Below are 23815 nucleotides of genomic sequence, written 5' to 3'. Positions count from 1 at the left end.
GCCTAGACCTGATGGTCGCTCTTGGTCTCGTCGTAATCGGCGGGGATTATGTAGAGCGGGCAGGGCAGGTTCCCCGCTGCCGCGGAGAAATGCGACACAAGCGGCCCCGGCGCCGCGCCCTTGGCCGCGCCCAGCACCAGCGCGGCGACTTCCTTGTGCTCGGCCAGAAACTCGCTGACGATCTTCTGGCCTTGCCCGATCTTCACCGAGATGGTCGGCATGATCCCGCTTTCGGCGAGCAGATTGCCCGCCACACCATGCGCCAGCATCTCGGCCCGGTCACGCGCTTCGGCTTCGATCGTCGCCTGCACCGCACCGAAGGCGCTGAAATTCTGCTGCGCCACCAGCGCGAGCAAATGCACGGCGCCCCCCACCGCTGCCGCGCGCCGCGCAGCGTAGCGCAAGGCCGAGGTCGCCTCCTCGCTCTCGTCGATAATGACCAAAAATGTCCGCATAGTGCTGAGGCCCCGTTGGGGTGCAGGGTATCAATGCATTCGTATGGATTGGCAAGTCCCTAGCGTTTTGGGGCAATTCTGGGCCTTGCCCGCCGCTAGGGAATTGGCCAGAGACGCAGGCAATGGATCGTTTACGGGAGTATCGCGGATCATGGCCTTGGACATCAAGATGCCGGCTTTGTCGCCCACCATGGAAGAGGGCACGCTCGCCAAATGGCTGGTCAAGCCAGGGGACACCGTTCGTTCCGGCGACGTCATGGCCGAGATCGAGACCGACAAGGCGACGATGGAGTTCGAAGCGGTCGATGAAGGCGTGATTGCCGAAATCATCGTGCCGGAAGGCAGCGAGAACGTGAAGGTCGGCGCGGTGATTGCGCGGCTGACCGTGGAGGGCGAGGAGGCTGCGCCCGCGCCGGCTGCTGCTCCGGCGGCCGCAAAGGAAGCGGCCCCGGCACCGGCCGCAAGTGCGCCCGCAGCCGCCCCTGCTGCCGATGGCCCCGCTGCCACGCCCACCGCCAAGAAGCTCGCCGAAGCGAACGGCATCGACCTCGCCAGCATCACCGGCACCGGCCCCAAGGGCAAGATCACCAAGGAAGATGTCGAGGCGGCGATTACCGCTGGCGGCGGCACGCCTGTTGCTGCTCCTGCCGCAGCTGCACCCGCTGCGGCCCCTGCTCCAACCCCCGCTGTCTCGGGCGAGCGCATCGTCGCCTCGCCGCTCGCCAAACGGATTGCGGCCGAAAAGGGTATCGATCTGGCGCAGGTCAATGGCACCGGCCCGAATGGCCGTATCGTCAAGGAAGACGTCGAGAACTTCACGCCCTCCGCCGCCGCCGCGCCCGCTGCGGCTCCGGTGGCTGCCGCAAGCGCGCCTGCCCCTGCCGCGACCCCGGCACCGGCCCCCGCCATCGAAGGCGGCGCGCCTTTTGCCGAGGAGAAGCTGTCAGGCGTCCGCAAGGTCATCGCCCGCCGCCTCACCGAGTCCAAGCAGACCGTTCCGCACTTCTATCTGACCATCGATATCCGGCTCGACCCGCTGCTGGAGCTGCGCGCCCAGCTCAACAAGTCGCTCGAACCTGACGGCGTGAAGCTGTCGGTCAACGACCTCCTCATCAAGGCGCTCGCCCGCGCGCTGATCCGCGTGCCGCAGTGCAATGTCAGCTACCACGGCGACACGCTGCGCCGGTATAGTCGCGCCGATATCTCGGTGGCGGTCGCCGCGCCCTCGGGCCTGATCACGCCCGTCATCACCAGCGCCGACACCAAGGGTCTCGCCGCGATCTCGACCGAGATGAAGACGCTCGCGGGCAAGGCGCGTGATGGGAAGCTGATGCCGCACGAATATCAGGGCGGCACGGCGAGCCTCTCGAACCTCGGGATGTTCGGGATCAAACAGTTCGACGCGGTGATCAACCCGCCGCAGGGCATGATTCTCGCGGTCGGCGCGGGTCAGCAGCAGCCCTATGTGGTGAACGGCGCGATCGAGGTTGCGACCGTGCTCCACGCGAGCGGCAGCTTCGACCACCGCGCTATCGACGGCGCGGACGGCGCGCAGCTGATGGAGGCACTGAAGCAGCTGGTGGAGAACCCGATGGGGTTGGTGGTGTGAGCGAGTTCCTGCTCACACTTGCGGGGATTCTGTTGCCGAGTTTAATCGGTTATGCGGTCTATGTGTATCGACCACGTATCGGATTTATATCTCAATCACTTAGTGCGGAATTTTCCGTTGAAGATGGGAAAATTAAGCACGGTGTCTTTCCATCGAACAAGTCGATCGAGATAGGCTCATATGAATTTCGTAACGAGACTAAGACCGATATCGAGAATTTCGAGATCGGGCTGGAGGTCCGCGAGCCAAACGTTCAGTTCAAGGTTTCCGAGACAAAAGCACTGGCAAAGTCTGCGGTCGTCATTCGGTGTGAGAATGAGGGTATATTCGTCGCCATTGAGCGGTTCCCGTCCGGTGAGCGCGTCCTCCTTTCTTACTCGCTAATCGGCTATCCCGGATTTAAATATGTTGAGCCAAAAAAACTAAGGGGAAAATTCAATCTCTACTCGATCGAAGAGCAGAGAAGGGCGGTGAAATTTTTCGCCATCGGCTTTTACTATGCGATACTCATTTTGTTCATAGCCACTGTGGTTGGGATGGGTGTTGGGTACATTCTGGATCGTCAATGACTGATCGCTCCCCACAAATCCGCGTCACTGCCATGCCGGCCGACACCAACCCCTATGGCGGCGTGTTCGGCGGGTGGCTGATGGCGCAGATGGCGCTGGGCGCAGGGTCGCTGGCGAGCCGGGTGGGGCAGGGCAAGGCGGTCGTCGTCTCGGCGACCGACTTTGCCTTTCCGGGCGCGATGGCAGTGGGGGACGAGCTCTCCGTCTTTTGCGATGTGCTCGCGACCGGCACCACTTCGCTCACCATCGCGGCCGAGGCCATCGCGCGCGAGCGTAATGGCGAGGCGACCCAGACAGTGGCGCGCGGCACCTTCAAATTCGTCCTGATCGGCGAGGACGGGCGCCCGCGCGCGCTGCTCGCCAATCCCCCACTCCTCCTCCCCAAGGATGACTGACAATGGCTACTGAATATGACGTGATCGTGCTCGGCTCCGGCCCCGGCGGCTATGTCGCGGCGATCCGCTGCGCGCAGCTGGGCCTCAAGACCGGGATTGTCGAGCGCGAGAACCTCGGCGGCATCTGCCTTAACTGGGGCTGCATCCCGACCAAGGCGATGCTGCGTTCGGCCGAGATATTCCACTACATGCAGCACGCGGGCGATTACGGTCTCGTTGCGCAGGGGATCGAGGCGGATCTGGCCGCTATCGTCAAGCGCAGCCGCGGGGTGGCCAAGCAGCTCAATCAGGGCATCGCCCACCTGATGAAGAAGAACAAGATCACCGTGCACATGGGCACCGGCACGCTGACCGGTGCGAACAGTCTGACGGTGAAGGGCGAGAAGGGTGAGGAGGCCCTCACCGCCAAGCACATCATCGTCGCCACCGGCGCGCGGGCGCGGGATCTGCCCTTCGCCCCTGCGGACGGCAAGCGGGTGTGGACCTATCGCCACGCGATGACTCCGACCGAACTGCCGGCCAAGCTGCTGGTGATCGGATCGGGTGCGATCGGGATCGAGTTTGCCAGCTTCTACAACGATCTCGGCAGCGAAGTGACCGTGGTGGAAATGCTCGACCGGATCGTTCCGGTGGAGGACGCCGACGTCTCCACCTTCCTCGAAAAGTCGCTGCGCAAGCAGGGCATCAACATCATGACCGGCGCGGGAGTGGAGGCGATCAAGGTGTCCGACAAGGGCATCACCGCCACCATCAAGGACAAGGCTGGCAACGCCGCCACCAGTGACTTCACCCACGTGATCGTCGCAATCGGCATCGTGCCCAATACGGAGAATATCGGGCTCGAAGGGCTGGCGGAGATGGAGCGCGGCTTCATCCAGATCGACCCCTATGGCCGCACCAAAACCAAGGGCCTGTGGGCCATCGGCGACTGCACGCCGGGGCCGTGGCTGGCACACAAGGCGAGCCATGAAGGCGTGACTTGCGCCGAAGCGATCGCGCAGGAACTCGGCAACACCGAAGTTCACCCCCATCCGCTCAACCGCAACGCCATCCCCGGCTGCACCTACTGCCACCCGCAGATTGCCAGCGTCGGGCTGACCGAGGCGAAGGCGAAGGAAGCGGGCTATGAGCTCAAGGTCGGCAGCTTCCCCTTCATCGGTAACGGCAAGGCCATCGCGCTCGGCGAGGTGGAAGGCTTCGTCAAGACCGTGTTCGATGCGAAGACCGGCGAACTGCTCGGCGCGCACATGGTGGGCGCGGAAGTGACCGAGCTGATCCAGGGCTATACTGTCGGCAAGGTGCTCGAAACGACCGAAGCCGAACTGATGCAGACCGTGTTCCCGCACCCGACCTTGAGCGAGATGATGCACGAAAGCGTGCTCGACGCTTACGGCAGGGCGCTGCATTTCTAGCCGCGAAAAGGACCATCCGCATGACCCAGACCGGACCTGATGCATTGAAGGGCGAAGACTGGGCAGGGGAGATGGGTGAGCGCTGGCTCGCCAACCTCGATCGGTTCGAGAGCATGATCGCGCCCATCGGCACGGCGCTGCTGGAGCGGGCAGAGTATCAGCCCGGCGAGCGCGTGCTTGATCTCGGCTGCGGCGGCGGAGCGACAACGCTGGCGATTGCCGAGGCGGTGGGGCCGGGAGGCGCTGCGCTCGGTCTCGATGTCGCGCCGATGCTGATCGCACGGGCACAGGAACGCGCGGCGGCTGGGGGAAGCGCCGCGCGGTTCGTGTGTGCAGACGCGGCCACAGTGCAGTTGGACGAACCCCCGTTCGACCGCCTGTTCTCGCGCTTCGGCTCGATGTTTTTCGAGGCCCCGGTGCCCGCCTTTACCAATCTGCACAGTCTGCTGAGGCCCAGCGCGCGGATCGACCTCGCGGTCTGGGCGCATCCGCGCGACAATGCGTGGATGATGGAAGTGATGGGGGTTGTCCGCCAGCATGTCGAAATCCCGCCCGCCATCCCCCGCGCGCCCGGCCCCTTCGCCTTCGAAGACCTCGGCTATCTTGAGGATGTGCTTACGGGTGCAGGTTTCTCCGGTATGGACGTCGCCCCCTATGCAGGACTGCAACCCGTGGGCGGACCCGGCGCAACGCCGGACGAGGCGACCGAGTTTGTCCTCGCCTCAATGGCCGTCGGACGGGTCTTGGCCGAGCAGGGGGCAGACGTGTGTGATTCGGCGCGGGCTGATCTGACAGCCATGTTCACCCGTCATCACCGCGTGGGTGAGGGTGACATGCTGCCCTGCAAGGTCTGGCTGATCACCGCCCACGCCTAAGCGCATTTATCGAACGTTTTCGCGCAACAGCATGTCGCGTTGAACCGTGCAGCAGCTGAGGCAACTTGCACTAAATCCTAATCTATATCATTTCGGCGTCATGACCCTCGCCGAACCCGACCTTGCCCAGCGTCTGGCCGCCGCAGACCGCGCCTTGGCGGCAGGTAGTCTTGTGCAGGCTCGCAACATCCTGGAGGAGGCCGCGCGGCTCGATCCGCCCGTGATGGCGTTCTGGCAGCGCCTCGCGACAGTGCGGAAGATGGCCGGCGCGCCGCTGCTGGCAATCGAGGCGATTGACCGTGCGCTGGCGCTGTCGCCGCTCGATTTCGTCAACCTGCTGATGCGCGCGCACCTTCTCGATTCTGCCGGTCATCCCGAAGCGGGCGAAGCCTATGGGCGCGCGCTCGCACAACCGCGCCCGCACCCGCTCCCGCCGATGCTGGTGCAGACCATCATGCGCGCCGAAGCGCTGTGGGCCGAGCATCAGCATTCGCTGCAGCGACGGCTCGGCGCAGCGGTCGAGGCGAGCGGCGCTGACCTCACCCCCACCGAACGCCGCCGGACCGAGCGCTTCGCGACCAACATCGCGCGAACCACGCGCACCTTTCATTCCGAGGCAACCCATTTCGCCTATCCCGGCCTGAGGGAAGCGGAGTTCCATGAGCGATCGGACTTCCCCTGGGCAGAAGAGCTCGAAAGCCTCACCGCCACGATCCGTGCCGAGATGGACCGGGTCGCCAATGCGCCGGATGCGAGCCTCGTGCCTTATGTCAAATACCACGACAGCGAGCCGCTGGCGCAATGGCGCGAGTTGAACCACAACCGCGATTGGACCGCGATCCACCTGATCGAGCGCGGGAGCAATGTTGCTGCCAACGCCGCCCATTGCCCCGCAACAATGGCCTTTCTGGCGCGGATGGATCAGCCCGTTATCCCGGGATGCGGCGCCAATGCGATGTTTTCGCTGCTCGCCCCGCACACCCACATTCCGCCCCATGTCGGCGTCGCCAATTTCCGCCTTCTGTGTCACCTCCCGCTGATCGTACCCCAGCGCTGCTGGTTCCGCGTCGGCGCGGAAACCCGCGATTTTGCCGAGGGCCAGTCGTGGGTCTTCGACGACACAATCGAGCATGAGGCCAAGAACGAGACCGATCACCTGCGGGTGATCCTCATCTTCGACCTCTGGCATCCAGACCTTTCGCCGGCGGAGCGTTCGGCGATCCAGGCGGCGGTTTCAGCGGCGGCCTTTCCGGTTGGCGCGTTGTAGTCTGGAGCTTCGGGCATACTGCCGAGGGGGGTGCTTTCCCTTGTCACATCGTGATAATCATTCGGCCATGCTGGATCTTCAGAGAATCACCGTCCTCTATTCGGAAGAGCAGGATCGCATCTCGATCAACGCGGCGGTGCGCGACGGGGAAACGGCGCGGATCTGGCTCACCCAGCGGATGACCAACCGCCTGATCCCGGCGCTGATAAATGTCATCAAGCCCCGCCATGAGGACCCTGTTTACGCCGACATCATCGCAGGCGTCTCGCTCCAGAAGGCGGTTGCCCGGCAGGAGCCTTCAGCTCCGGTCACAGCGACTGAACCTGAGCATGAATGGCTGGTCAGCAAGATCGACCTGCAAATGCCACCCTCCGGGACCGTCGTGATCTTCTACAGCCCGAGCGGCGAAAGTGCGCGGATCGGCTTCAATGGCGATCTGATGCGCCAGTGGTTGTCGATCCTTCAGCGGGTCTATGTTGCCGCCGAATGGCGCGGGACCGATTGGCCAGACTGGATGGCTGCGCCCGCGGCTGGGCAAGGAACGGACCGGGTGCTGCACTGATGGGCGGTCACGGCGATGTTCGGCCGCCAGACAGCAAGGACCGAGATTGAGGCAATGCTGAGGCGATTGGCGGACAGGGTGGGATTCGAACCCACGGTAGGCTTGCACCAACGGCGGTTTTCAAGACCGCTGCCTTAAACCACTCGGCCACCTGTCCTCTGCGCCAAGCGGCTAGCGCCGAAGATCGCGATTGTCACCTGCCTTGTGGCGCGTTTATCGCCGCGAGGCACAGCAGGTCGTCCTGATTGCAGGCTGCTTTGCCGCCTAACGGGGGACCAACCGCAACTTCGCCAATCAGGTTGTTGGGAATTCATCCAAGGTATGACATCCCTATTGTCATGATTCCCCGGCTTCTCTCCGCCGCGGCGCTGACTGTTGCAGCGTTTGCGATTCTCGGCGCCCCGCCTGCGTCCGCCCCGGCGACCGCGCAGGTCAGTGCGGACGGGATACCGTTCGATGCCTATCTCGAATTGCTCAAGGCCCGCGCATTGGGAGAAGGGGTGCGGGAGGAGACGTTGGCGCGCATGACGGCAGGGCTCACGCCCAATCCGACCGTCATCCGGCTCGATAACAACCAGCCTGGCAGTGCCACCACGCGCGGCTATCCCCCCATGTCGGCCTATGTCGCGACCCATGTCGATTCGGCGCGGATCGGCGGCGGCCGTTCGGTTTACCGGCAGCATCGCGATCTGCTTGGCCGGATCGAAGCACAATATGGTGTGCCGGGGCCGATCATCGTCGCGATCTTCGGACATGAGACCAGTTATGGCCAGGTGAAGGGCAACTTCGATCTTGCCCGCAGCCTCGCCACGCTGGCGTGGGAGGGACGGCGGCGTGAGCTGTTTGCGGGCGAGTTCATCGCGCTGATGAAGGTCGCCGACAAGGGCTATGACCGTTCGCAGCTGGTGGGCTCCTATGCCGGAGCCTTCGGCAATCCGCAGTTCCTCCCCAGCGTCTATCTCCGGCTGGCCACCGATGGCGACGGGGACGGGCGGGCCGACATCTTCACCAACCGGCCTGACACCTTTGCCTCGATCGCCAACTATTTCCGCGATGCCGGATGGCGCCCCGGTCAACCCTGGGGGGTGCGAGCGTCGGTGCCGGCCGGGTTCGATGCCTCGGCTTACCGCACCCGGCTCGTCTCGCCGGTCTGCCCGCGCGTGCATGAACGCCTGAGCCGCTGGATGACCGTGGCCGAATGGCGCGCGCAGGGCGTGATCGCGCAAGGGGGCCTCGGCGATGATGTGATGACCGCGTTCTTCCAGCCAGATGGCCCCGGAACGCCGGCGTGGCTGCTGACCGGCAATTACCGCGCGATCCTCGAATATAACTGCTCAAGCTATTATGCCCTGAGCGTCGGACTGCTGGCCGACGAAATCGTGAACTGACGCGACCCACGCCTCGCCAAGCGGCGAGGGGGCGGGTATAGGCGAGACGGTGATGCCCCCGAAATCCTCGCGCCTGCCGCTGTCCCTGCTTGCCCTGTTTGCCGTCACCTTTGCGCCGCCTCTGCGCGCGCTGGTGCCCGATTCCGGTCCGGTCATGCCCGCCGTTCCGACCGCGACAGAGGCTCCGGTGGCGCTCCTGGTCGATCTGGGCAGCGGGCAGGTGCTCCATGCGCGCAATCCCGATGCGCGGTTCATGCCGGCGTCGGTCACCAAGGTCATGACGCTGTATCTCGCCTTCGAGCTGATCGCAGCCGGGCGCCTCGACCCCTCGCAGGTCTTCGAGATGAGCCCGGTTGTGGCAAGCGAGTGGCGGCGCAAGGGTTCGACCATGTTCCTCGACCGGGGGGAGCGGGTGCGGGTGGATGATCTGCTGCTCGGTATCGCCAATGTCTCGGCCAATGATGGGGCGGCGGTGCTGGCCGAAGGGCAGGCGGGTTCGGTCGCGGCATGGACGACGCAGATGAACCAGACGGCGCTCGGGCTCGGGATGACGGGGAGCTACTTCGCCAGTCCGAACGGCTGGCCGGATGAGGGGCGCACCTTTACCACCGCCAATGATCTGGCGCGGCTGGCGCGGGCGCTGATTACGCGGCACCCGGACAAGTTCGGCTATTACATCGGGCGTGCGGGCTTCGATTACAAAGGCATTGCGCAGGTCAATCACGATCCCATGATCGGACGCGTGCCGGGGGCGGACGGGATCAAGACCGGCTTCACCAACGAAGCCGGGTTCTCTTACCTCGGCACCGCGCGGCGTGATGGGCAGCGGCTGGTGCTGGTGCTCGCCGGGGTCGAGAACGGGCGGCTGCGTGCGAAACTGGCGCGGTCCTATGTCGAGTGGGGCTTTTCCGCCTTCGAACGGCGGCAGCTGTTTGCCCCCGGCGCCGAGGTTGGCACGGCGCGGGTGCAGGATGGCGATGCGCGCGGGGTCGCCCTCAAAGCCGCAGGGCCGGTCGCAATCAATCTGCCGCGCGGGAGTAACGGCAAGCTTACGGCCACGATCCGTTACGAAGGCCCGCTGCGCGCACCGATTGCCGCCAATCAGGAAGTCGCCGTGATGGAGATCTCCGCGCCCGGCGTCGCACCGGCCCGTATCCCGCTATACGCGGCCGAGGCGGTGGGGACGGCTGGCCCGATCGACCGCGTGATCAACGCCATCGCAGCGGTGTTCTCATGAGTCCGCCAAGCGGCCGGTTCATTGCCTTTGAGGGCGGGGAGGGGGCCGGGAAATCGACCCAGGCTCGCCTGCTGGCCGAAGCGTTGCGGGCGCGAGGGCTGACGGTCCTCGTCACCCGCGAACCGGGCGGGACACCGGGGGCCGAGGCGATCCGCAGCTTGCTGCTGGCACCGCCAGGGGAAGGCTGGCCCGCTCAGGCAGAAGCGTTACTGTTTGCCGCTGCCCGCGCGGATCACGTCGCACACTTGATCCGCCCCGCGCTCTTGCGAGGCGAGTGGGTCATCTGTGACCGCTTCGTCGATTCAAGCCGCGCCTATCAGGGCGGGGCGGGGGGCTTGGGCGATGCGGCGATCACGGCGCTCCACGCCTTCGGCAGTGACGGATTGCGGCCGGACCGGGTCATCCTGCTGGAAGGCGATGAAGCCGCCTTGGCGGGGCGCATCGCTTCCCGAGGAGAGGCGTCGGACGCGATCGAAGGCCGCTCCGCCGAATACCACCGCGCCGTCGCCGCGGCCTTCCGGGCCCTTGCCGAGGCCGACCCGCACGGTTTTGCCTGCATCGACGCGCTTGGCGACAAGCAAGCCATCCATGCCCGCATCCTTGCCGCAATCGGCGACCTGCTTCCATGACCGACTGGCCCAACCACGCCGAGGCCTGGCGCCAGTGGCACGATGCGCTCTCGGGTGAGCGGATGCACCATGGCTGGCTGCTTGCGGGCAAGGCGGGGCTCGGCAAACGCGACTTTGCGATGGCCGCCGCACGCGAACTGGTCGCACAGCCGGGCGTGCCGCAGCCGCAGGGCGAGCACCCCGACATCATCACCCTCACGCATGGCCCCAAAGACGACAAGGGCGAGAAGGCCCAGGCCGAGGGCAAGCCCTTCGAGCTCGCCCGCTCGATCCGCATCAAGCAGATCCGCGCGATGCAACGCCGCCTGACCACCCGGCCGACGCTCGGGAGCCGCCGCGCGATCATCATCGATCCGGCCGACGATCTCGAACGCAACGCGGCCAACGCGCTCCTCAAAAGCCTTGAGGAACCGCCCGCGGGCACCTTTTTCCTCCTCGTCACCCACCGGCCTGCGCGGCTGCTGCCGACGATCCGCTCGCGTTGCCGAACCCTGCGCTTCCCCGTCCTGACCGACAGCCAATTGGCGACGTTGCTGGCGGCCGAGGGCCTTCCACCCGACCCGGAGGCCATCGCCGCCGCCGAAGGCTCCTACGGCGCAGCGTTGCGCTTTGCCGAACAGAACCTCGCTCCCATCGCCAAGGTCATCACCGCGCTGCTGGCGCATGGCGATAATGGCATCACGGGGCGCGGCGAGCTGGCCCGTCTGATCGGCCCCCGCGCCGATCGCGAGCGGGTGCAGGCTGTGCTCGACCTCGCGCAATCGCTGGTCGCCCGGGCCGCGCGGGCCTCGGACGACCTGCAAACCCGCGCGCGATTGCTCAACGCTCATGCAGCCTTGGTCGGCCTCGCTGCCGAAGCGCCGACCGCCAATTTCGATGCAGGGATGCTCCCCTTCGAGATCGGCAGCTTGCTTGTCGCCGCCGCCCCCGCTAGCGAACCGGCCCATGGCTGACACGACCCCATTCTACATCACCACCGCGATCAGCTACCCCAACGGGAAGCCGCATATCGGCCACGCCTATGAGGCGATTGCCGCCGACGTGATCGCGCGCTTCCAGCGCCTTCAGGGCCGCTGCGTACGGTTCCAGACCGGCACCGACGAGCACGGGCTGAAGATGGCGCGCAAGGCCGAGGAGCAGGGCCGCACGCCCGCCGATCTCGCGGACGAGATGTCCGGCTATTTCCGCGCGATGTGCGATGCTCTGAACGTCTCCTATGACCGCTTCATCCGTACGTCAGAACCCGATCACCACCGCGCCAGCCAAGCGATCTGGCAGGCGATGGAGGCCAATGGCGACCTCTATCTCGATCGCTACGAAGGCTGGTACTCGGTCCGCGACGAGGCCTATTACGACGAGAGCGAGTTGGTGGAAGGCGAGGGCGGCGAAAAGCTCTCCCCGCAAGGCACGCCGGTCGAATGGACCGTCGAGGAAAGCTGGTTCTTCCGGCTTTCGAAGTATCAGGATCAACTGCTGGCGTTGCTGAAGACGCCCGGCTTTCTCGAACCGGCAAGCCGCCGCAACGAGATGATCGCCTTTGTCGAACAGGGCCTGCGCGATCTTTCGGTCAGTCGCACCTCTTTTGACTGGGGGGTGAAGGTGCCGGGCAGCGATGGCCACGTGATGTATGTGTGGGTCGATGCGCTCACCAACTATCTGACCGGGCTGGGTTATCCCGATGACATGGGCGATTTCTGGCCCGCCAGCCTGCACCTCATCGGCAAGGACATCGTGCGCTTCCACACGATCTACTGGCCCGCCTTCCTGATGAGCGCCGATCTGCCGGTGCCGCAGAAGGTGTTCGGTCACGGGTTCCTGCTCAATCGCGGGCAGAAGGAATCGAAGTCGCTCGGTAATGTCACCGACCCGGTGGAACTGGCCGAACGCTTCGGGGTGGATGCCTTGCGCTACTTCCTGATCCGCGAAGTCGCCTTCGGGCAGGATGGCAGCTATTCACCCGAGGCGATTGTTCAGCGTGCCAATGGCGAGTTGGGAAATGCCTTCGGGAACCTTGCCCAGAGGACGCTCGGCTTCATCGCCAAGAACCTCGAGGGCTACCTGCCGGCGATCCGTGGACACGATCCGGCCGATACGGCGCTGTTCGAGACGGTCGACCGCGCGATTACGACGGAAATTCCCGAAGCGTTCGAGAGCCTTGCGCTCCAGCAGGCGGTCGAGGCATGGCTTCAGGCGGTGTTCGCCTGCAACGCCTATATCGACGCGCAGGCCCCATGGACCCTGCGCAAGACCGACCTTGAGCGGATGGAAACCGTGCTTGCCACGCTCTACATCTGCATCGCGCAACTGGCGGTAGCGATCAGTCCGGTGATCCCGGCGAGCAGCGCCAAGCTGCTCGACGTGCTTGGGGTTCCGGAAGACCTACGCAATCTCGAAGGGATCCGCAGCCACTGGTATTCGCCGCTGGCCGAGAGCGACTACCAGCTTGCCGCGCCGACCCCGCTGTTCCCGCGGCTTGAGCTTCCCGCAGAGGCAGAGTGATGCTGGTCGATAGCCATTGTCACCTTGAATACAAGGGCTTGGTCGAGGATCGTGAGGGCGTGCTCGAACGCGCACGCGCGGCGGGCGTTGGGGCCTTCCTCAACATCTCGACCCGCCAGAGCGAGTGGGATCAGGTGGTCGGCACTGCCGCGCGCGAGCCTGATGTCTTCGCCAGCGTCGGCATTCACCCGCACGAGGCCGACGCGCATCAGGACCTCGGCCGCGCCGCGCTGCTTGAGGCGACGCGCCATCCCAAGGTAATCGCGATCGGCGAAACGGGCCTCGACTATTATTACGACAAGTCGGACAGAGAGGCGCAGAAGCGCTTGTTCCGCATGCATATTGACGTCGCACGCGAGACCCAGCTGCCGCTCATCATCCACACCCGCGATGCCGAGGACGATACCCACGCGATCCTCGCCGAGGAAATGGGGAAGGGGGCCTACCCCGCGCTGATCCACTGCTTCACCGCCTCGGCCGACTTTGCAGAGAAGGTGCTGGCGCTGGGGCTGACGATCTCGCTGTCGGGGATCGTGACCTTCAAGAATGCCAAGGACTTGCAGGAGGTCGCGAAGGTGATCCCTGACAACAAGCTGCTGGTCGAGACCGATAGCCCCTTCCTCGCCCCCGTCCCGCATCGGGGGAGGGTGTGCGAGCCCGCCTATGTGGTAGATACCGCCGCTTTCGTTGCTGCCTTGCGCGGAACAGATGTGGAACGTCTGAAGCAGGTGACCTCGGCGAATTTCTTCAACCTGTTCAGCAAGGCCACCCTGTGAAGCTGGTGATGCTCGGATCGGGCACCTCGACCGGGGTGCCGCGACTGGGCGGGCCGGATGGCACGGGGGACTGGGGCGACTGCGATCCGACCGAACCGCGCAACCGCCGTACGCGGGTCTCGATCCTGGTCGAAAGTGACGAGGGTCGTCGGCTACTGGTTGACACATCATCCGATTGTCGTGCGCAACTGCTTGCCAATCGGATCGGCCACATCGACGCGGTATTCTGGACCCACGATCACGCCGATCATTGCCACGGCATCGATGATCTGCGGGTGCTGCGATATGGACGTGGCGGGCCGATTCCGGGCTTTGCGGAGACGGAAACCGTGCGGCGGCTGCGCCAGCGGTTCGGTTATGTCTTTGCCGGTCAGGATGGCTATCCGACAATCTGCACGCTCGACTCGCTTGATCGGCTGCGGATGATTGCGGGGTTTGGCGTGGACTGGTGTCAGATGGCGCATGGCCCTGGCGAGACCACCGCCTATCGCTTTGAAGCTGATGGCAAGAGTATTGCCTATGCTACGGATTTCAGTGCTATTTCTGATGAAATGATTGATCTGTTCTACAAGGTCGACATCCTCGTGAGCGACTGTCTGCGCCGCGAACCGCATCCGACCCACGCACATCTGGCGATGTCGATCGAGCTCGCCGAAAAATGCCGCGCCGGCCGCGTGGTCCTCAGCCATCTCGACAAGAGCATGGATTACCGAACCCTATGCGACGAAGTGCCGGACTTCGTGACGGTTGGCTATGACGGGTTGGAGATGGTGGCGTGAACCCGGATTTGATCTTGCCAATTGTCACGAGCGTCGGGTGGCTGGCTCTCTGCTGCGTGTCCCTGGCATCCCGGCGTTTGCCATGGAGCCGGGTGATCAAGATGGCCTTGGCCTGGGTGGTGATTTTCGGCGGCCTTTATCTGATCGTGGAGTGGTTCATGGTGATCCGTGGAACCACCAGCGCAGTGCTCTAGATTTTACATAATATATATTATCAAACTTGAGGACCGGCATGACCGAGACCCCGAATCAGTCCCCTATCGACCGCCTTCTCGCCATCATGGCCCGGTTGCGCGATCGCGAACGCGGCTGTGAATGGGATCTCGCGCAGGACTTCGCCAGCATCGCGCCTTACACGATCGAAGAAGCCTACGAGGTCGCCGACGCTATCGCGCGCAATGACATGGCGGACCTGCGTGACGAACTTGGCGACCTGTTGCTCCAGGTCGTGTTCCACGCCCGGATGGCCGAAGAAGCCGGCCACTTCGCTTTCAACGATGTTGCCGACGCTATCAGCGCCAAGATGGAAGCGCGCCATCCCCACATCTTCGCCAGCGCCGGCGGCACCATGGACGAAGCCCGGTGGGAAGATCTCAAAGCCAAGGAACGCGAAGCCAAGGGTGTTGCGAGCGCTCTGGACGGCGTAGCGCTGGCACTCCCGGCCTTGCTGCGCGCCGAGAAACTCCAGAAGCGCGCCGCGCGGACCGGATTTGACTGGCCTGATCCGTCTGGCTCCGAAGCCAAGATTGCCGAAGAAATCGAAGAACTGAAAGCCGCATCTTCGGGCGACCAGAAGGTCGAGGAAGCAGGCGATTTGCTGTTTGCAGCGGTGAATTTCGTCCGTGCGCACGGCATCAGCGCCGAAGACGCGCTGCGCGCAGCCAACGCCAAATTTGAACGTCGCTTCAGAGGCATGGAAGCGCTGGCTGGAACGGATTTCCCGACACTGTCACTCGAAGCCCAAGAGGCGCTCTGGCAGAGGGTCAAGCACGGCGAGTAAACGCTCAGGAAAGCGCGGCAAACTGCCCCAGCTCTTTGGGATTGAGCCGCACGGTGAGCCGCCGCATCGGGCCCTCATCGCTGTCCTCGATCTCATCCTCGGCCAGCACATCACCATGCGCATGCAGCCAGGCAATCCGCCGACCATCGGTCGCCGGCAGGATAAAGCTGACCTCCCGCGCGGTGCCGGTCAGCATGCGGGTCAATTCAGCCTCGAGCAGGTTCACCCCCTGCCCCGTGGCCGCAGAGAGGATCACAGCCCCCTGCCCCTCAGCCGCTTCCCGCAATTCTGCAAGACTTTCAGCGTCTAACAGGTCAGCCTTGTTCCAGACTTCGAGGATTGGAATTGTGGTGGTGCCCGTCTCGGCATCGACGACACCCAGGTCAGCCAACACATCCAGCACCTGCTTTTTCTGCGCCGCGTGGCTGGGGTTCGCCATGTCGCGCACGTGGCAGATCACATCGGCTGCGGTGACCTCTTCCAACGTGGCGCGAAACGCGGCGACGAGCTGGGTCGGCAGGTCCGAGATGAAGCCCACCGTGTCTGACAGAATTGCCTTTTCGACACCCGGCAAGCTGATCGCCCGCATCGTCGGATCAAGCGTTGCGAAGAGCAAGTCCTCGGCCATCACCTCGGCGCCGGTCAAGCGGTTGAATAAGGTCGATTTTCCGGCATTGGTATAGCCCACGAGTGCCACCACCGGCCAAGGCGCCCTGCCCCGGCGGTCACGGTGGAGCGTGCGGGTCTTCCTCACCTGATCGAGCTCGCGCCGAAGCCGCGCCATCCGCGCGCGGATCATGCGGCGGTCCGCCTCGATCTGCGTCTCACCGGGGCCGCCGAGAAAGCCGAACCCGCCGCGTTGGCGCTCAAGGTGAGTCCAGCTGCGCACAAGTCGGCTCTGCTGGTAATCGAGATGTGCCAGCTCAACCTGCAAGCGACCTTCAGCGGTCGCCGCACGCTCGCCGAAAATCTCGAGGATCAGGCCGGTGCGGTCGATCACCTTGCGCTTGAGCTTGTCTTCGAGGTTGCGCTGCTGGATCGGAGTCAGTGCACCATCGACGATCACCAACTCAGCCTCGTTTTGCTCGCACCAGACGCCGATATTCTCGACTTGGCCCGACCCGAACAAGGTGTTGGGCTGCATCTGGCGCACGGGCAGGATGGCCGAGTGCGCAATCACCACCCCGATCGCCAGCGCCAGCCCTTCTGCCTCAGCCAAACGCTCGGCAGAATCGAGGTCATAGCGCAGCGCCCTGATATCCGGGCACAGCACAAGCGCCCGCGCACCGCGGGTTACCTCGTCTTGAAGATCACTATCGAAACTCAGTCGTCTGCCCCGAAATCGTCGCCATCCTCGTCATCGACACTCAAATCGACGGGGCTGGCGGGCTGAATGGTCGAAACCGCATGCTTGTAGGCCAGCTGCACCGCGCCGTCGCGCTCGAGCAACATGCAGAACAGGTCATAGGCCGCGATCCGGCCTTGCAGCATCACACCATTCACGAGGAACATGGTGACTTGGACATTCGCGTCGGCAACGCGGCTCAGGAACACGTCCTGAAGCAACTTCTGCTTGCGGCTGCCCGACTGGCTGCCGAATTGCGCAGGGTCGAGCGACTGGCCTGGCATGATCGTGCTGATCGCATGCTTGTAGACCAGTTGCGACTGGCCATCGCGGCGCAGCAGGATCGAGAAATTGTCAAACCACGTCACGATCCCTTGCAGCTTCACACCCTTCACCAGAAACATGGTGACGGGAATTTTGTTCTTGCGCAGCAGGTTAAGGAAAGCGTCCTGAAGATTGCCACTCTGACGATGAGGGGGGCTGCCGGCGTCGCTGTTACGCGGTTCACTGGATGCGGCAGCACGTGCAACCGGACGGGGGGAGAGCGTTCGCCCGCTGGACATTGTCGTGGCTCCTTTGTTCTTGGCGTCCGATTTTCGGTCCGCAGGTAGCAGGTCACCGCAAAAAACAAGCTGCGGCACCTTACGTGATCCATAATGGCGACTGGACCGCCGCGGGACAAGGACTGATTTTCGTCAAAACTATGACGGGATCATCTGACCCTATTCGTCGTCATCGCGCCGGTCAGCCATGCCAAGCAGCTTCAACTTGCGGTGCAAGGCCGAGCGTTCCATGCCGATGAAGCTCGCCGTTTTGGAAATGTTGCCTGAGAAACGCCGGATCTGGATCGCGAGATATTCTCGCTCGAAGCTGACCCGCGCCTCCCGTAGCGGCACGCCCATGATCGCTGACAGGCTGTCGCTCGCCAGCCCGATCTGGCCGCCGATGATTTCGGGGGGCAGCATGTCGGGCTCAACCGTGCCGAGCTTCTCGCGCGGGGTCATGATGATCGTGCGTTCGACCACATTGCGCAACTGGCGCACATTTCCCGGCCAGTCATAGGCCTGTAGCGCCGCCATCGCCTCCGAGGAAATATCCGGCGGAACGAGGCCTTGGTCATTGGAATAGCGGGTGAAGAAGTGCTCAGCGAGCGCAGGAATGTCCTCGCGCCGCTGCGACAGGGCAGGCAGCACCACCGGCACCACATTGAGCCGGTAGAACAGGTCCTCACGGAAGCGCTTTTCGGCCATTTCGACGGTCAGATCGCGCGTGGTGGAGGACACAACGCGCACATCAACCCCAATCTGGCGCGTACCGCCCACGCGCACGAAGCTCTGATCTGTCAGCACTCGCAGGATGCGCGCCTGAGTGGACAGAGGCATATCAGCGATCTCGTCGAGATACAGCGTGCCGCCATCAGCCAATTCGAGCAGGCCGGGGCGAACTTGCTTGCCATTGGCTTCCTCACCGAACAGTTCCTGCTCGAAACGCTCGGGTGTGATGCGGGCCGAATTCACCAACACAAATGCGCCATTCGCCCGCGCGCTCCATGCATGAAGCAGGCGTGCGGCGACCTCCTTGCCCGCCCCCGCCGGGCCTGAAATCAGAACCCGGCTACCCGTACTCGCCACGCGCTTGAGAGTCGCACGCACGGCATTGATGGCGGGCGAGTTACCGGTGAACTCGGCGCTCCCCCAGCTGCCTTCGCGCAGGCGCGAGTTTTCACGCCGCAGCCGTTCGGTCTCGGTCGCTCGTTCGACCAACAGCAGCAGGCGCTCGGCTTCGAAAGGCTTTTCGATAAAGTCCATCGCCCCGCGCCCGACCGCAGCGACGGCCGTGTCGATATTGCCGTGGCCCGAGAAGATGATCACCGGCAGGTTCGGCTCGCGCGCCTTGATCGCATCGAGCAGTTCCAGCCCGTCCATCTGACTGCCGTGGAGCCACACGTCGAGCAACACCAGTGAAGGCCGGCGCTCGTCAATCGCGGCGAGCGCTTCGGTGCTGTCGGCCGCGGTGCGACAGGCATAGCCTTCGTCGCCGAGCACGCCGGCCACCAGCTCGCGGATGTCGCGCTCATCATCGACGATCAGGATTTCTAGCGCCATGGGAAGGGTCCTTTGGCTGTGTGGTCATGGTCAAGCGAAGACAGGATCACAGGGGGCCGCCTTCAATTGGGTTGGGATTGCGCGCAAAGCGCAAGGTAACGCGGGTGCCGCCGCTGGGCGCACTGGCAAAGCTCATATCCCCGCCATGCTCGTCCACGATCTTGTTGACGATGGCGAGCCCGAGGCCAGTGCCCTTCTCGCGCGTGGTCACATAGGGTTCGGTGATGCGCTCGCGGTCCGCCGGAAGGCCGATGCCGTTGTCCTCAATCGTGACGACAATCGCATCGCCAGCGTCGCGCATCGTAACGGCAATTTCGCCCGCGTAAGCCCCCTTGGCTTCGATGGCCCGCGCCTCGACCGCTTCGACCGCGTTCTTGAGCACATTGGTCATGGCCTGACCAAACTGGTGCCGGTCGCAGCGCACTTCGCGGTTGATCAGCTCTGACGAGGCAACGCTGAAGGCGATGCCGGAATGGGCGACTTCGTGCAGGAAGACGGCTTGCCGGACGAGATCGAGCGCATCCTCATCGCGGAACACCGGCTTGGGCAAGCGCGCGAAGGATGAGAATTCATCGACCATCTTCCTGAGGCCACCTACCTGCCGCACGATCGTGCTGGTCAGTTCGTCAAACAGGTCACGATCCTCATCATTCACCTGCTTGCGGTAGCGACGCTTCAATCGCTCGGTCGCGAGTTGAATGGGTGTCAGCGGATTCTTGATCTCATGCGCGATCCTGCGCGCGACATCCGACCACGCCGCCTGTCGCTGGTCGAGCAGTTGGCGCGTTATATCCTCGAAAGTGATCACATGGCCGCTGGTGCCTGGCGCGACCTTCACCGCAAGGGTCAAAAGCTCGGTGCCTTTGGCATGGGTAATGATTGCACGCTCCTTGCCATCGGCGATGACGCGGCACAGTTCGGGCGAGAGCACTTCGAGCGACTGGCCGATCATACTGACGCCGCCGTTGCCGTCACCCTGAGGCGCCAACAGGTTCTGCGCGGAAGAATTCATCAGCGTCACTCGCGATTCCGCGTCGACCGACACCACCCCAGCGGTCACGGATTCGAGCACAGCTTCGGTAAAGGCACGCCGATCGTCGATCTGGCGGTTGGCGCTGACCAGCGCTTGGGTCTGCTTTTCCAGCTGGCCGGTCATGCGGTTGAAGGCGCGGTTGAGCAGCCCGATCTCGTCCGGCCCGGTGCGCCCATCGAGCCGGAGCGCAAAGTTGCCCTGCCCCACCTTGCGCGCGGCACCTACCAAAGCGGTCAGCGGCTCAACCTGCCGGTCGGCGAACCGCAACGCAAACCAGATGGCAAGTCCCACCAGCAGCAGACTGACCGCCACCAGCGCGACATTGAATTGCAGCTGGAGCATCCGCGCGCTGCCGGTCAGACGGTCATAGGCGGTGACGATCGACTGCGCCTTGGACCACGAGTTGAACATCGTCTCTTCGGTGGTGCGGGCGTTGTAAAGATAGACGCCGGACTGTGCATCAATGGGAGCCAGTGCCTCAATCCGATTAGGGCTCCCGATCACCACCGCGATGTCGCCGCTATCGAGTTGCGGCAGGGCATCGCGACTGAACTTCAGGTGGTCGGTGTCCTGCGACAGGTTGAACGCGAAGGCGGTGCGGAATGAGTTGTCAGGCATCCGCTGCAAAATCGCGCTTTCGGAGATTTCGCGCCCCTGCGCCTGATAGAGGTAGAAATCGGGGAAGTCCGGGTCAGTGATCGGCACCCGCGCCAGCGTATCGCGCATGTCCGAGGCCATGATGACGGTGTTCTGTTCAACGTCGCGCTGGTTCGCGTCATAGTAGTTCTGCGCCAGCGCATTGGCGTTCTCCATCAGCCCGCGCGACTCGTCGGAGAACCAGAAGTCGACACCGGTCTGGAACAGGAACGCCGCAAAGCCCGCGACGAGCAGCGTCGGCAAAGCGGCGACCATCGAGAAGAAGAATACGAGCCGCACATGCAAGCGCGCGGTGCTCCCGGCCGCCCGGCGGAGAGCCACGCGGCGACCAATCAGCACCAAGAGCGCCATCGCCGGCACCAACGTGGCCATGAGCAGCAACGAAACCTTCATCGTCGGCAGCAGATCATCACCTGCGCCCGAACGACTATAGGCCGACCACGTGGCGACGACCGCGGCAAGAAAGGCAACTACCGCAATGCCTTCAAGCCACAGAAAGACGTTGGCCCGCCGCGCCGCAATCATAAATCGCCGCCACCACCGCGGCGGTTGCCGGGGGATGATGTTCAATGCGCGGGTGTTGGAAGGGTCCATCGTTGCCGCTTTACAACAATGGTGTGGCAGAAATGCAAGGGCAATCCGACAATCCGCCCTGCGTCAGCGCCGTTATGATGAGGTAAAGCGCTCTGGCTCCAGCCCAAGCTCGCCAATGCGCTTGCGTAGCGTGTTCCGATTGATGCCAAGCAGCTGCGCCGCACGCAACTGATTTCCTCCGGTTCGCCCGAGCGCATATTCGATCAGCGGCTTTTCAAACGCCGCCAGAGCGCGGTGGTACAGAGCACCAGGTGGAGGACTTTCCGCCGTGAGCCAGCCCGCCAGCGCCGCGCCGAAGCCGCCCTGCCCGTCTCCCTGTGGCAGGATCGCAGGGGTGTTCTCCGGCCCGATGATGTCATTGACGCTGTCCGCATCGATCCGCTCCTCGCGCGCCATCAGCGCAAGGCGATAGACCACATTGCGCAGTTCGCGGACATTGCCGCGCCAGGTGCGCTGTTCAAGGCGCTCCATCGCATCGGGCGTCAGCGTGCGACGCGGCAGGCCGTCCTCTGCGGCGAGCACCAGGAAGTGTTGCGCCAACGCGGAAATATCCTCACGCCGTTCACGCAAAGGTGGCAGCACGATCGGCACCACATTGAGGCGGTAGAACAGATCTTCGCGGAAGGTGCCGTTGGCAATCATCGGCGTGAGGTCGCGATTGGTGGCAGCGATGATGCGGACATTAACCGCGATCTCCTGCCGCCCGCCCACGCGCCGGATGCGTCCCGATTGCAGCGCGCGCAGCAGCCGGGTCTGGGCCTCGGCGGGCATGTCGCCAATCTCGTCGAGGAACAGCGTACCGCCATTGGCCTGCTCGAACTTGCCGATGGCTTGCGCAATCGCACCGGTGAACGCGCCCTTCTCATGCCCGAACAACTCGCTTTCGACGAGGTCGGCGGGGATCGCGGCGGTGTTGACCGCCACGAACGGGCCGGTCCGGCGATTGCCGAGTTCGTGGATCGCCTCGGCCACCAGCTCCTTGCCGGTGCCACTTTCTCCCGTGACCAGCACGGTCAGATCATTGCGCAGCACACGCGTGATCATCCGGTAGACGCCCTGCATCGCCGGACTGCGCCCGACCAGCGGCATCTTTTCGCCTTCACCGCCCGCGAGAGCATGGCCGGGCTCGTCAACCGCAGGCGCGCGGGCGCCAGCAGCCTGGCGCACGGCATGAACCAGCTCGTCGAGGTCGAAGGGTTTGGGGAAATACTCGAAGGCGTCACTCTCACTGGCGCGCACGGCGGTATCGAGCGTGTTCTGGGCCGAAAGCACGATGACCGGCATGTCCGGCGCGCGGTCCCGGACAGCCGAAAGGCTCGCCAACCCGTCCCCGTCTTCCAGGATCACATCGGTCAGCATCACCGCGAACCGCCGCCCGGCCAGCTGCTTGTCGCGCGCGGCGATGCTGCTGCAATGGGCGATAGCGAAGCCCTCGTCCTCGAGCGCGGCGATGATCACCGTGGCAATCGCGGCATCATCTTCCACCAGCAAGATCGGATCGGATAGGGTTGCAGACATTGGCCGGGCGTGTCCTAGGCCTGCGGCAGATGCAGGCGGAAATGGGTAAGCCCGGCACGCGGATCGCGGTCATGGCTGACATTGCCGTTCATATCGCGCACCAGCTTGCGCACCAGCGAGAGGCCGAGGCCCTGACCGGACGGCTTGGAAGAGACAAACGGCTCAAACACATGGCCCTGCAAGCTCGGGTCGATACCGGGGCCATTGTCACTGATCGTGATTTCAATCGGCAACGGCACCGCGCGCCCGTTGCGGATCGCGCTGAAGGCGAGCCCGCTGACAAAACGCGTCTGGACGATCACCACGCTGTCAGCCCCTGCCCCGCGCGGCCCGAGCGCCGCATCGCGCGCATTGGAAATCAAGTTGATCAGCACCTGCTCAAGCGCATCACGATTGGCGAGCACCGGTGGGAGCGAGGGGTCGAACTCCTCGCGAATCTCGATCTCGCCCAAAGTCGATCCGGCCGCGCGCATGGTCGCGATGGCCGCGCGGATCGCCTCATGCGGATTGCAGGCATCGACCGGGCCGGTGCGTGTGCTGCCGAGCTGCTGCATCCGGTCGATCAGCCGCGCGATCCGATCAACTTCATCGGTGATCATCCGGGCGAGCTTCTTGTCGGCGTGTGGCAGCTTGCGCGCGGCCAGCTGCGCCGCCCCGCGGATTGCGGCAAGCGGGTTCTTGATTTCGTGCGCCAACACGGCGGGCGCACCCAGCAGCGCTTCACCGCCCACGCTGCCCGCCGCCTCGTCGTGGCCGATCTGCGACAGGGTCACCACCCTCCAGCCCGCAAAGCCCCCCAGCGGCGAAGCGGTGAGATTGATGCGGATTTGCACGTCGCCCACAGCTATGGCCAGATCGCGCGCCACCAGCGCTTCGTCACTGGCGATCAGACGCGCTTCGACACGGGGATCAAGCGGCCCAATCCTGTCGGTCAGCAGCGTGCCGACCAAGCGGCTGGCGCTGGTGCCGAGCAGATCCTCTGCCGAATGGTTGACCTCTGCGATGCGGCCCTCGCCATCGATCAGAATGACCGCGAAAATGAGCCCGGATAGCTGCGCGCGGGCATCGGGACGGCCATCGCCCTGCGGCCCGATCTGACTGGTTGCCATTC

23 protein-coding genes and 1 tRNA gene are annotated in these 23815 nt (G+C 64.1%); 16 read left to right on the top strand and 8 right to left on the bottom strand.

All coding sequences use genetic code 11. From position 1 onward, the window contains the following. Nucleotides 1-2: 2 nt before the first annotated feature. Nucleotides 3-455: a universal stress protein gene (locus ACLBKT_RS05830; RefSeq protein ID WP_166548103.1), complete on the bottom strand. Its 453-nt coding sequence runs from the start codon at nt 453-455 to the stop codon at nt 3-5. Nucleotides 456-606: 151 nt separating this feature from the next. On the opposite strand from ACLBKT_RS05830, the gene ACLBKT_RS05825 reads away from it, so the two are divergent. The 7 genes from ACLBKT_RS05825 to ACLBKT_RS05795 all read left to right on the top strand — a co-directional run bounded on the left by ACLBKT_RS05825 (nt 607) and on the right by ACLBKT_RS05795 (nt 7144). Then, complete coding sequence (locus tag ACLBKT_RS05825) at nt 607-2064, top strand: 2-oxo acid dehydrogenase subunit E2 (RefSeq protein WP_410182004.1); 1458 nt, start codon at nt 607-609, stop codon at nt 2062-2064. Then, a complete protein-coding gene (locus tag ACLBKT_RS05820) occupies nt 2061-2633 on the top strand; it encodes a hypothetical protein (RefSeq protein WP_410182003.1) in 573 nt (190 codons plus the stop codon). The genes ACLBKT_RS05825 and ACLBKT_RS05820 overlap by 4 nt, the downstream gene beginning before the upstream one ends. After that, a complete protein-coding gene (locus ACLBKT_RS05815; RefSeq protein ID WP_410182002.1) occupies nt 2630-3028 on the top strand; it encodes an acyl-CoA thioesterase in 399 nt (132 codons plus the stop codon). Before ACLBKT_RS05820 ends, ACLBKT_RS05815 begins: the two co-directional genes overlap by 4 nt. Nucleotides 3029-3030: 2 nt before the next feature. Then, on the top strand, nt 3031-4440 hold the full coding sequence (gene lpdA, locus ACLBKT_RS05810) for a dihydrolipoyl dehydrogenase (RefSeq protein ID WP_410182001.1): 1410 nt from the start codon (nt 3031-3033) through the stop codon (nt 4438-4440). 20 nt (nt 4441-4460) lie between these two features. Beyond that, the gene (locus ACLBKT_RS05805; protein ID WP_410182000.1) at nt 4461-5315 is read left to right on the top strand and encodes a class I SAM-dependent methyltransferase; all 855 of its coding nucleotides are present in this window, start codon (nt 4461-4463) and stop codon (nt 5313-5315) included. A 100-nt stretch (nt 5316-5415) separates the two neighbouring features. Next, nucleotides 5416-6582, top strand: a complete 1167-nt coding sequence (locus ACLBKT_RS05800) for an aspartyl/asparaginyl beta-hydroxylase domain-containing protein (protein WP_410181999.1) — start codon at nt 5416-5418, stop codon at nt 6580-6582. A gap of 67 nt (nt 6583-6649) precedes the next feature. Further along, a complete protein-coding gene (locus tag ACLBKT_RS05795) occupies nt 6650-7144 on the top strand; it encodes a hypothetical protein (RefSeq protein WP_410181998.1) in 495 nt (164 codons plus the stop codon). A gap of 67 nt (nt 7145-7211) precedes the next feature. On the opposite strand, the gene ACLBKT_RS05790 is transcribed toward ACLBKT_RS05795, so the two are convergent. Continuing rightward, nucleotides 7212-7301, bottom strand: a tRNA-Ser gene (locus ACLBKT_RS05790). 181 nt (nt 7302-7482) lie between these two features. Between ACLBKT_RS05790 and ACLBKT_RS05785 the strand changes: the two genes are divergently transcribed. From ACLBKT_RS05785 to mazG, 9 genes are read left to right on the top strand one after another with little or no spacing between them, the layout of a single operon-like run. Then, entirely contained in the window at nt 7483-8532 is a 1050-nt protein-coding gene (locus ACLBKT_RS05785) for a lytic transglycosylase domain-containing protein (protein WP_410181997.1), read from the top strand. 52 nt (nt 8533-8584) lie between these two features. Then, nucleotides 8585-9769, top strand: a complete 1185-nt coding sequence (locus ACLBKT_RS05780; RefSeq protein WP_410181996.1) for a D-alanyl-D-alanine carboxypeptidase family protein — start codon at nt 8585-8587, stop codon at nt 9767-9769. Next, a complete protein-coding gene (gene tmk / locus ACLBKT_RS05775; RefSeq protein WP_410181995.1) occupies nt 9766-10398 on the top strand; it encodes a dTMP kinase in 633 nt (210 codons plus the stop codon). The genes ACLBKT_RS05780 and tmk overlap by 4 nt, the downstream gene beginning before the upstream one ends. Next, nucleotides 10395-11351, top strand: coding sequence for a DNA polymerase III subunit delta' (locus ACLBKT_RS05770; RefSeq protein ID WP_410181994.1), 957 nt, complete (start codon nt 10395-10397; stop codon nt 11349-11351). The genes tmk and ACLBKT_RS05770 overlap by 4 nt, the downstream gene beginning before the upstream one ends. Next, on the top strand, nt 11344-12897 hold the full coding sequence (metG, locus tag ACLBKT_RS05765; protein WP_410181993.1) for a methionine--tRNA ligase: 1554 nt from the start codon (nt 11344-11346) through the stop codon (nt 12895-12897). Before ACLBKT_RS05770 ends, metG begins: the two co-directional genes overlap by 8 nt. Then, on the top strand, nt 12897-13673 hold the full coding sequence (locus ACLBKT_RS05760) for a TatD family hydrolase (RefSeq protein WP_410183655.1): 777 nt from the start codon (nt 12897-12899) through the stop codon (nt 13671-13673). The genes metG and ACLBKT_RS05760 overlap by 1 nt, the downstream gene beginning before the upstream one ends. Continuing rightward, complete coding sequence (locus tag ACLBKT_RS05755) at nt 13670-14452, top strand: MBL fold metallo-hydrolase (RefSeq protein WP_410181992.1); 783 nt, start codon at nt 13670-13672, stop codon at nt 14450-14452. The genes ACLBKT_RS05760 and ACLBKT_RS05755 overlap by 4 nt, the downstream gene beginning before the upstream one ends. 56 nt (nt 14453-14508) lie before the next feature. Then, a complete protein-coding gene (locus ACLBKT_RS05750; protein WP_410181991.1) occupies nt 14509-14646 on the top strand; it encodes a hypothetical protein in 138 nt (45 codons plus the stop codon). 38 nt (nt 14647-14684) lie between these two features. Beyond that, nucleotides 14685-15452, top strand: coding sequence for a nucleoside triphosphate pyrophosphohydrolase (gene mazG / locus ACLBKT_RS05745; RefSeq protein WP_410181990.1), 768 nt, complete (start codon nt 14685-14687; stop codon nt 15450-15452). A gap of 4 nt (nt 15453-15456) precedes the next feature. Here the strand turns inward: mazG and hflX are convergent, their stop codons facing one another. The 6 genes from hflX to ACLBKT_RS05715 all read right to left on the bottom strand — a co-directional run bounded on the left by hflX (nt 15457) and on the right by ACLBKT_RS05715 (nt 23813). Then, complete coding sequence (gene hflX, locus ACLBKT_RS05740; protein WP_410183654.1) at nt 15457-16779, bottom strand: GTPase HflX; 1323 nt, start codon at nt 16777-16779, stop codon at nt 15457-15459. Beyond that, on the bottom strand, nt 16776-17360 hold the full coding sequence (gene hfq, locus ACLBKT_RS05735; protein ID WP_410181989.1) for an RNA chaperone Hfq: 585 nt from the start codon (nt 17358-17360) through the stop codon (nt 16776-16778). The genes hflX and hfq overlap by 4 nt, the downstream gene beginning before the upstream one ends. Nucleotides 17361-17519: 159 nt before the next feature. Beyond that, complete coding sequence (locus ACLBKT_RS05730) at nt 17520-18902, bottom strand: sigma-54-dependent transcriptional regulator (protein ID WP_410181988.1); 1383 nt, start codon at nt 18900-18902, stop codon at nt 17520-17522. Nucleotides 18903-18948: 46 nt separating this feature from the next. After that, entirely contained in the window at nt 18949-21186 is a 2238-nt protein-coding gene (locus ACLBKT_RS05725; RefSeq protein ID WP_410181987.1) for an ATP-binding protein, read from the bottom strand. 72 nt (nt 21187-21258) lie between these two features. Continuing rightward, nucleotides 21259-22704, bottom strand: a complete 1446-nt coding sequence (ntrC, locus tag ACLBKT_RS05720) for a nitrogen regulation protein NR(I) (RefSeq protein ID WP_410181986.1) — start codon at nt 22702-22704, stop codon at nt 21259-21261. A gap of 14 nt (nt 22705-22718) precedes the next feature. Beyond that, nucleotides 22719-23813, bottom strand: a complete 1095-nt coding sequence (locus tag ACLBKT_RS05715) for a two-component system sensor histidine kinase NtrB (RefSeq protein ID WP_410181985.1) — start codon at nt 23811-23813, stop codon at nt 22719-22721. Nucleotides 23814-23815: the final 2 nt, after the last annotated feature.

It is taken from the genome of Erythrobacter sp. W302b (assembly GCF_046452395.1).
Taxonomy (GTDB): domain Bacteria; phylum Pseudomonadota; class Alphaproteobacteria; order Sphingomonadales; family Sphingomonadaceae; genus Erythrobacter.
Note: the sequence above shows the minus strand (reverse complement) of the source record. Positions and strands in the feature narration are given on the sequence as shown.

What these genes read in the sequence shown, in the direction of transcription:
- ACLBKT_RS05830 (WP_166548103.1), bottom strand. Translation starts at nt 455, where the DNA reads ATGCGGACATTTTTGGTCATTATCGACGAGAGCGAGGAGGCGACCTCG.
- ACLBKT_RS05760 (WP_410183655.1), top strand. Translation starts at nt 12,897, where the DNA reads ATGCTGGTCGATAGCCATTGTCACCTTGAATACAAGGGCTTGGTCGAG.
- ACLBKT_RS05795 (WP_410181998.1), top strand. Translation starts at nt 6,650, where the DNA reads ATGCTGGATCTTCAGAGAATCACCGTCCTCTATTCGGAAGAGCAGGAT.
- ACLBKT_RS05780 (WP_410181996.1), top strand. Translation starts at nt 8,585, where the DNA reads ATGCCCCCGAAATCCTCGCGCCTGCCGCTGTCCCTGCTTGCCCTGTTT.
- metG (WP_410181993.1), top strand. Translation starts at nt 11,344, where the DNA reads ATGGCTGACACGACCCCATTCTACATCACCACCGCGATCAGCTACCCC.
- mazG (WP_410181990.1), top strand. Translation starts at nt 14,685, where the DNA reads ATGACCGAGACCCCGAATCAGTCCCCTATCGACCGCCTTCTCGCCATC.
- hfq (WP_410181989.1), bottom strand. Translation starts at nt 17,360, where the DNA reads ATGTCCAGCGGGCGAACGCTCTCCCCCCGTCCGGTTGCACGTGCTGCC.
- lpdA (WP_410182001.1), top strand. Translation starts at nt 3,031, where the DNA reads ATGGCTACTGAATATGACGTGATCGTGCTCGGCTCCGGCCCCGGCGGC.
- ACLBKT_RS05730 (WP_410181988.1), bottom strand. Translation starts at nt 18,902, where the DNA reads ATGGCGCTAGAAATCCTGATCGTCGATGATGAGCGCGACATCCGCGAG.
- ACLBKT_RS05785 (WP_410181997.1), top strand. Translation starts at nt 7,483, where the DNA reads ATGATTCCCCGGCTTCTCTCCGCCGCGGCGCTGACTGTTGCAGCGTTT.
- tmk (WP_410181995.1), top strand. Translation starts at nt 9,766, where the DNA reads ATGAGTCCGCCAAGCGGCCGGTTCATTGCCTTTGAGGGCGGGGAGGGG.
- ntrC (WP_410181986.1), bottom strand. Translation starts at nt 22,704, where the DNA reads ATGTCTGCAACCCTATCCGATCCGATCTTGCTGGTGGAAGATGATGCC.
- ACLBKT_RS05800 (WP_410181999.1), top strand. Translation starts at nt 5,416, where the DNA reads ATGACCCTCGCCGAACCCGACCTTGCCCAGCGTCTGGCCGCCGCAGAC.
- ACLBKT_RS05815 (WP_410182002.1), top strand. Translation starts at nt 2,630, where the DNA reads ATGACTGATCGCTCCCCACAAATCCGCGTCACTGCCATGCCGGCCGAC.
- ACLBKT_RS05825 (WP_410182004.1), top strand. Translation starts at nt 607, where the DNA reads ATGGCCTTGGACATCAAGATGCCGGCTTTGTCGCCCACCATGGAAGAG.
- ACLBKT_RS05715 (WP_410181985.1), bottom strand. Translation starts at nt 23,813, where the DNA reads ATGGCAACCAGTCAGATCGGGCCGCAGGGCGATGGCCGTCCCGATGCC.
- ACLBKT_RS05725 (WP_410181987.1), bottom strand. Translation starts at nt 21,186, where the DNA reads ATGGACCCTTCCAACACCCGCGCATTGAACATCATCCCCCGGCAACCG.
- ACLBKT_RS05805 (WP_410182000.1), top strand. Translation starts at nt 4,461, where the DNA reads ATGACCCAGACCGGACCTGATGCATTGAAGGGCGAAGACTGGGCAGGG.
- ACLBKT_RS05770 (WP_410181994.1), top strand. Translation starts at nt 10,395, where the DNA reads ATGACCGACTGGCCCAACCACGCCGAGGCCTGGCGCCAGTGGCACGAT.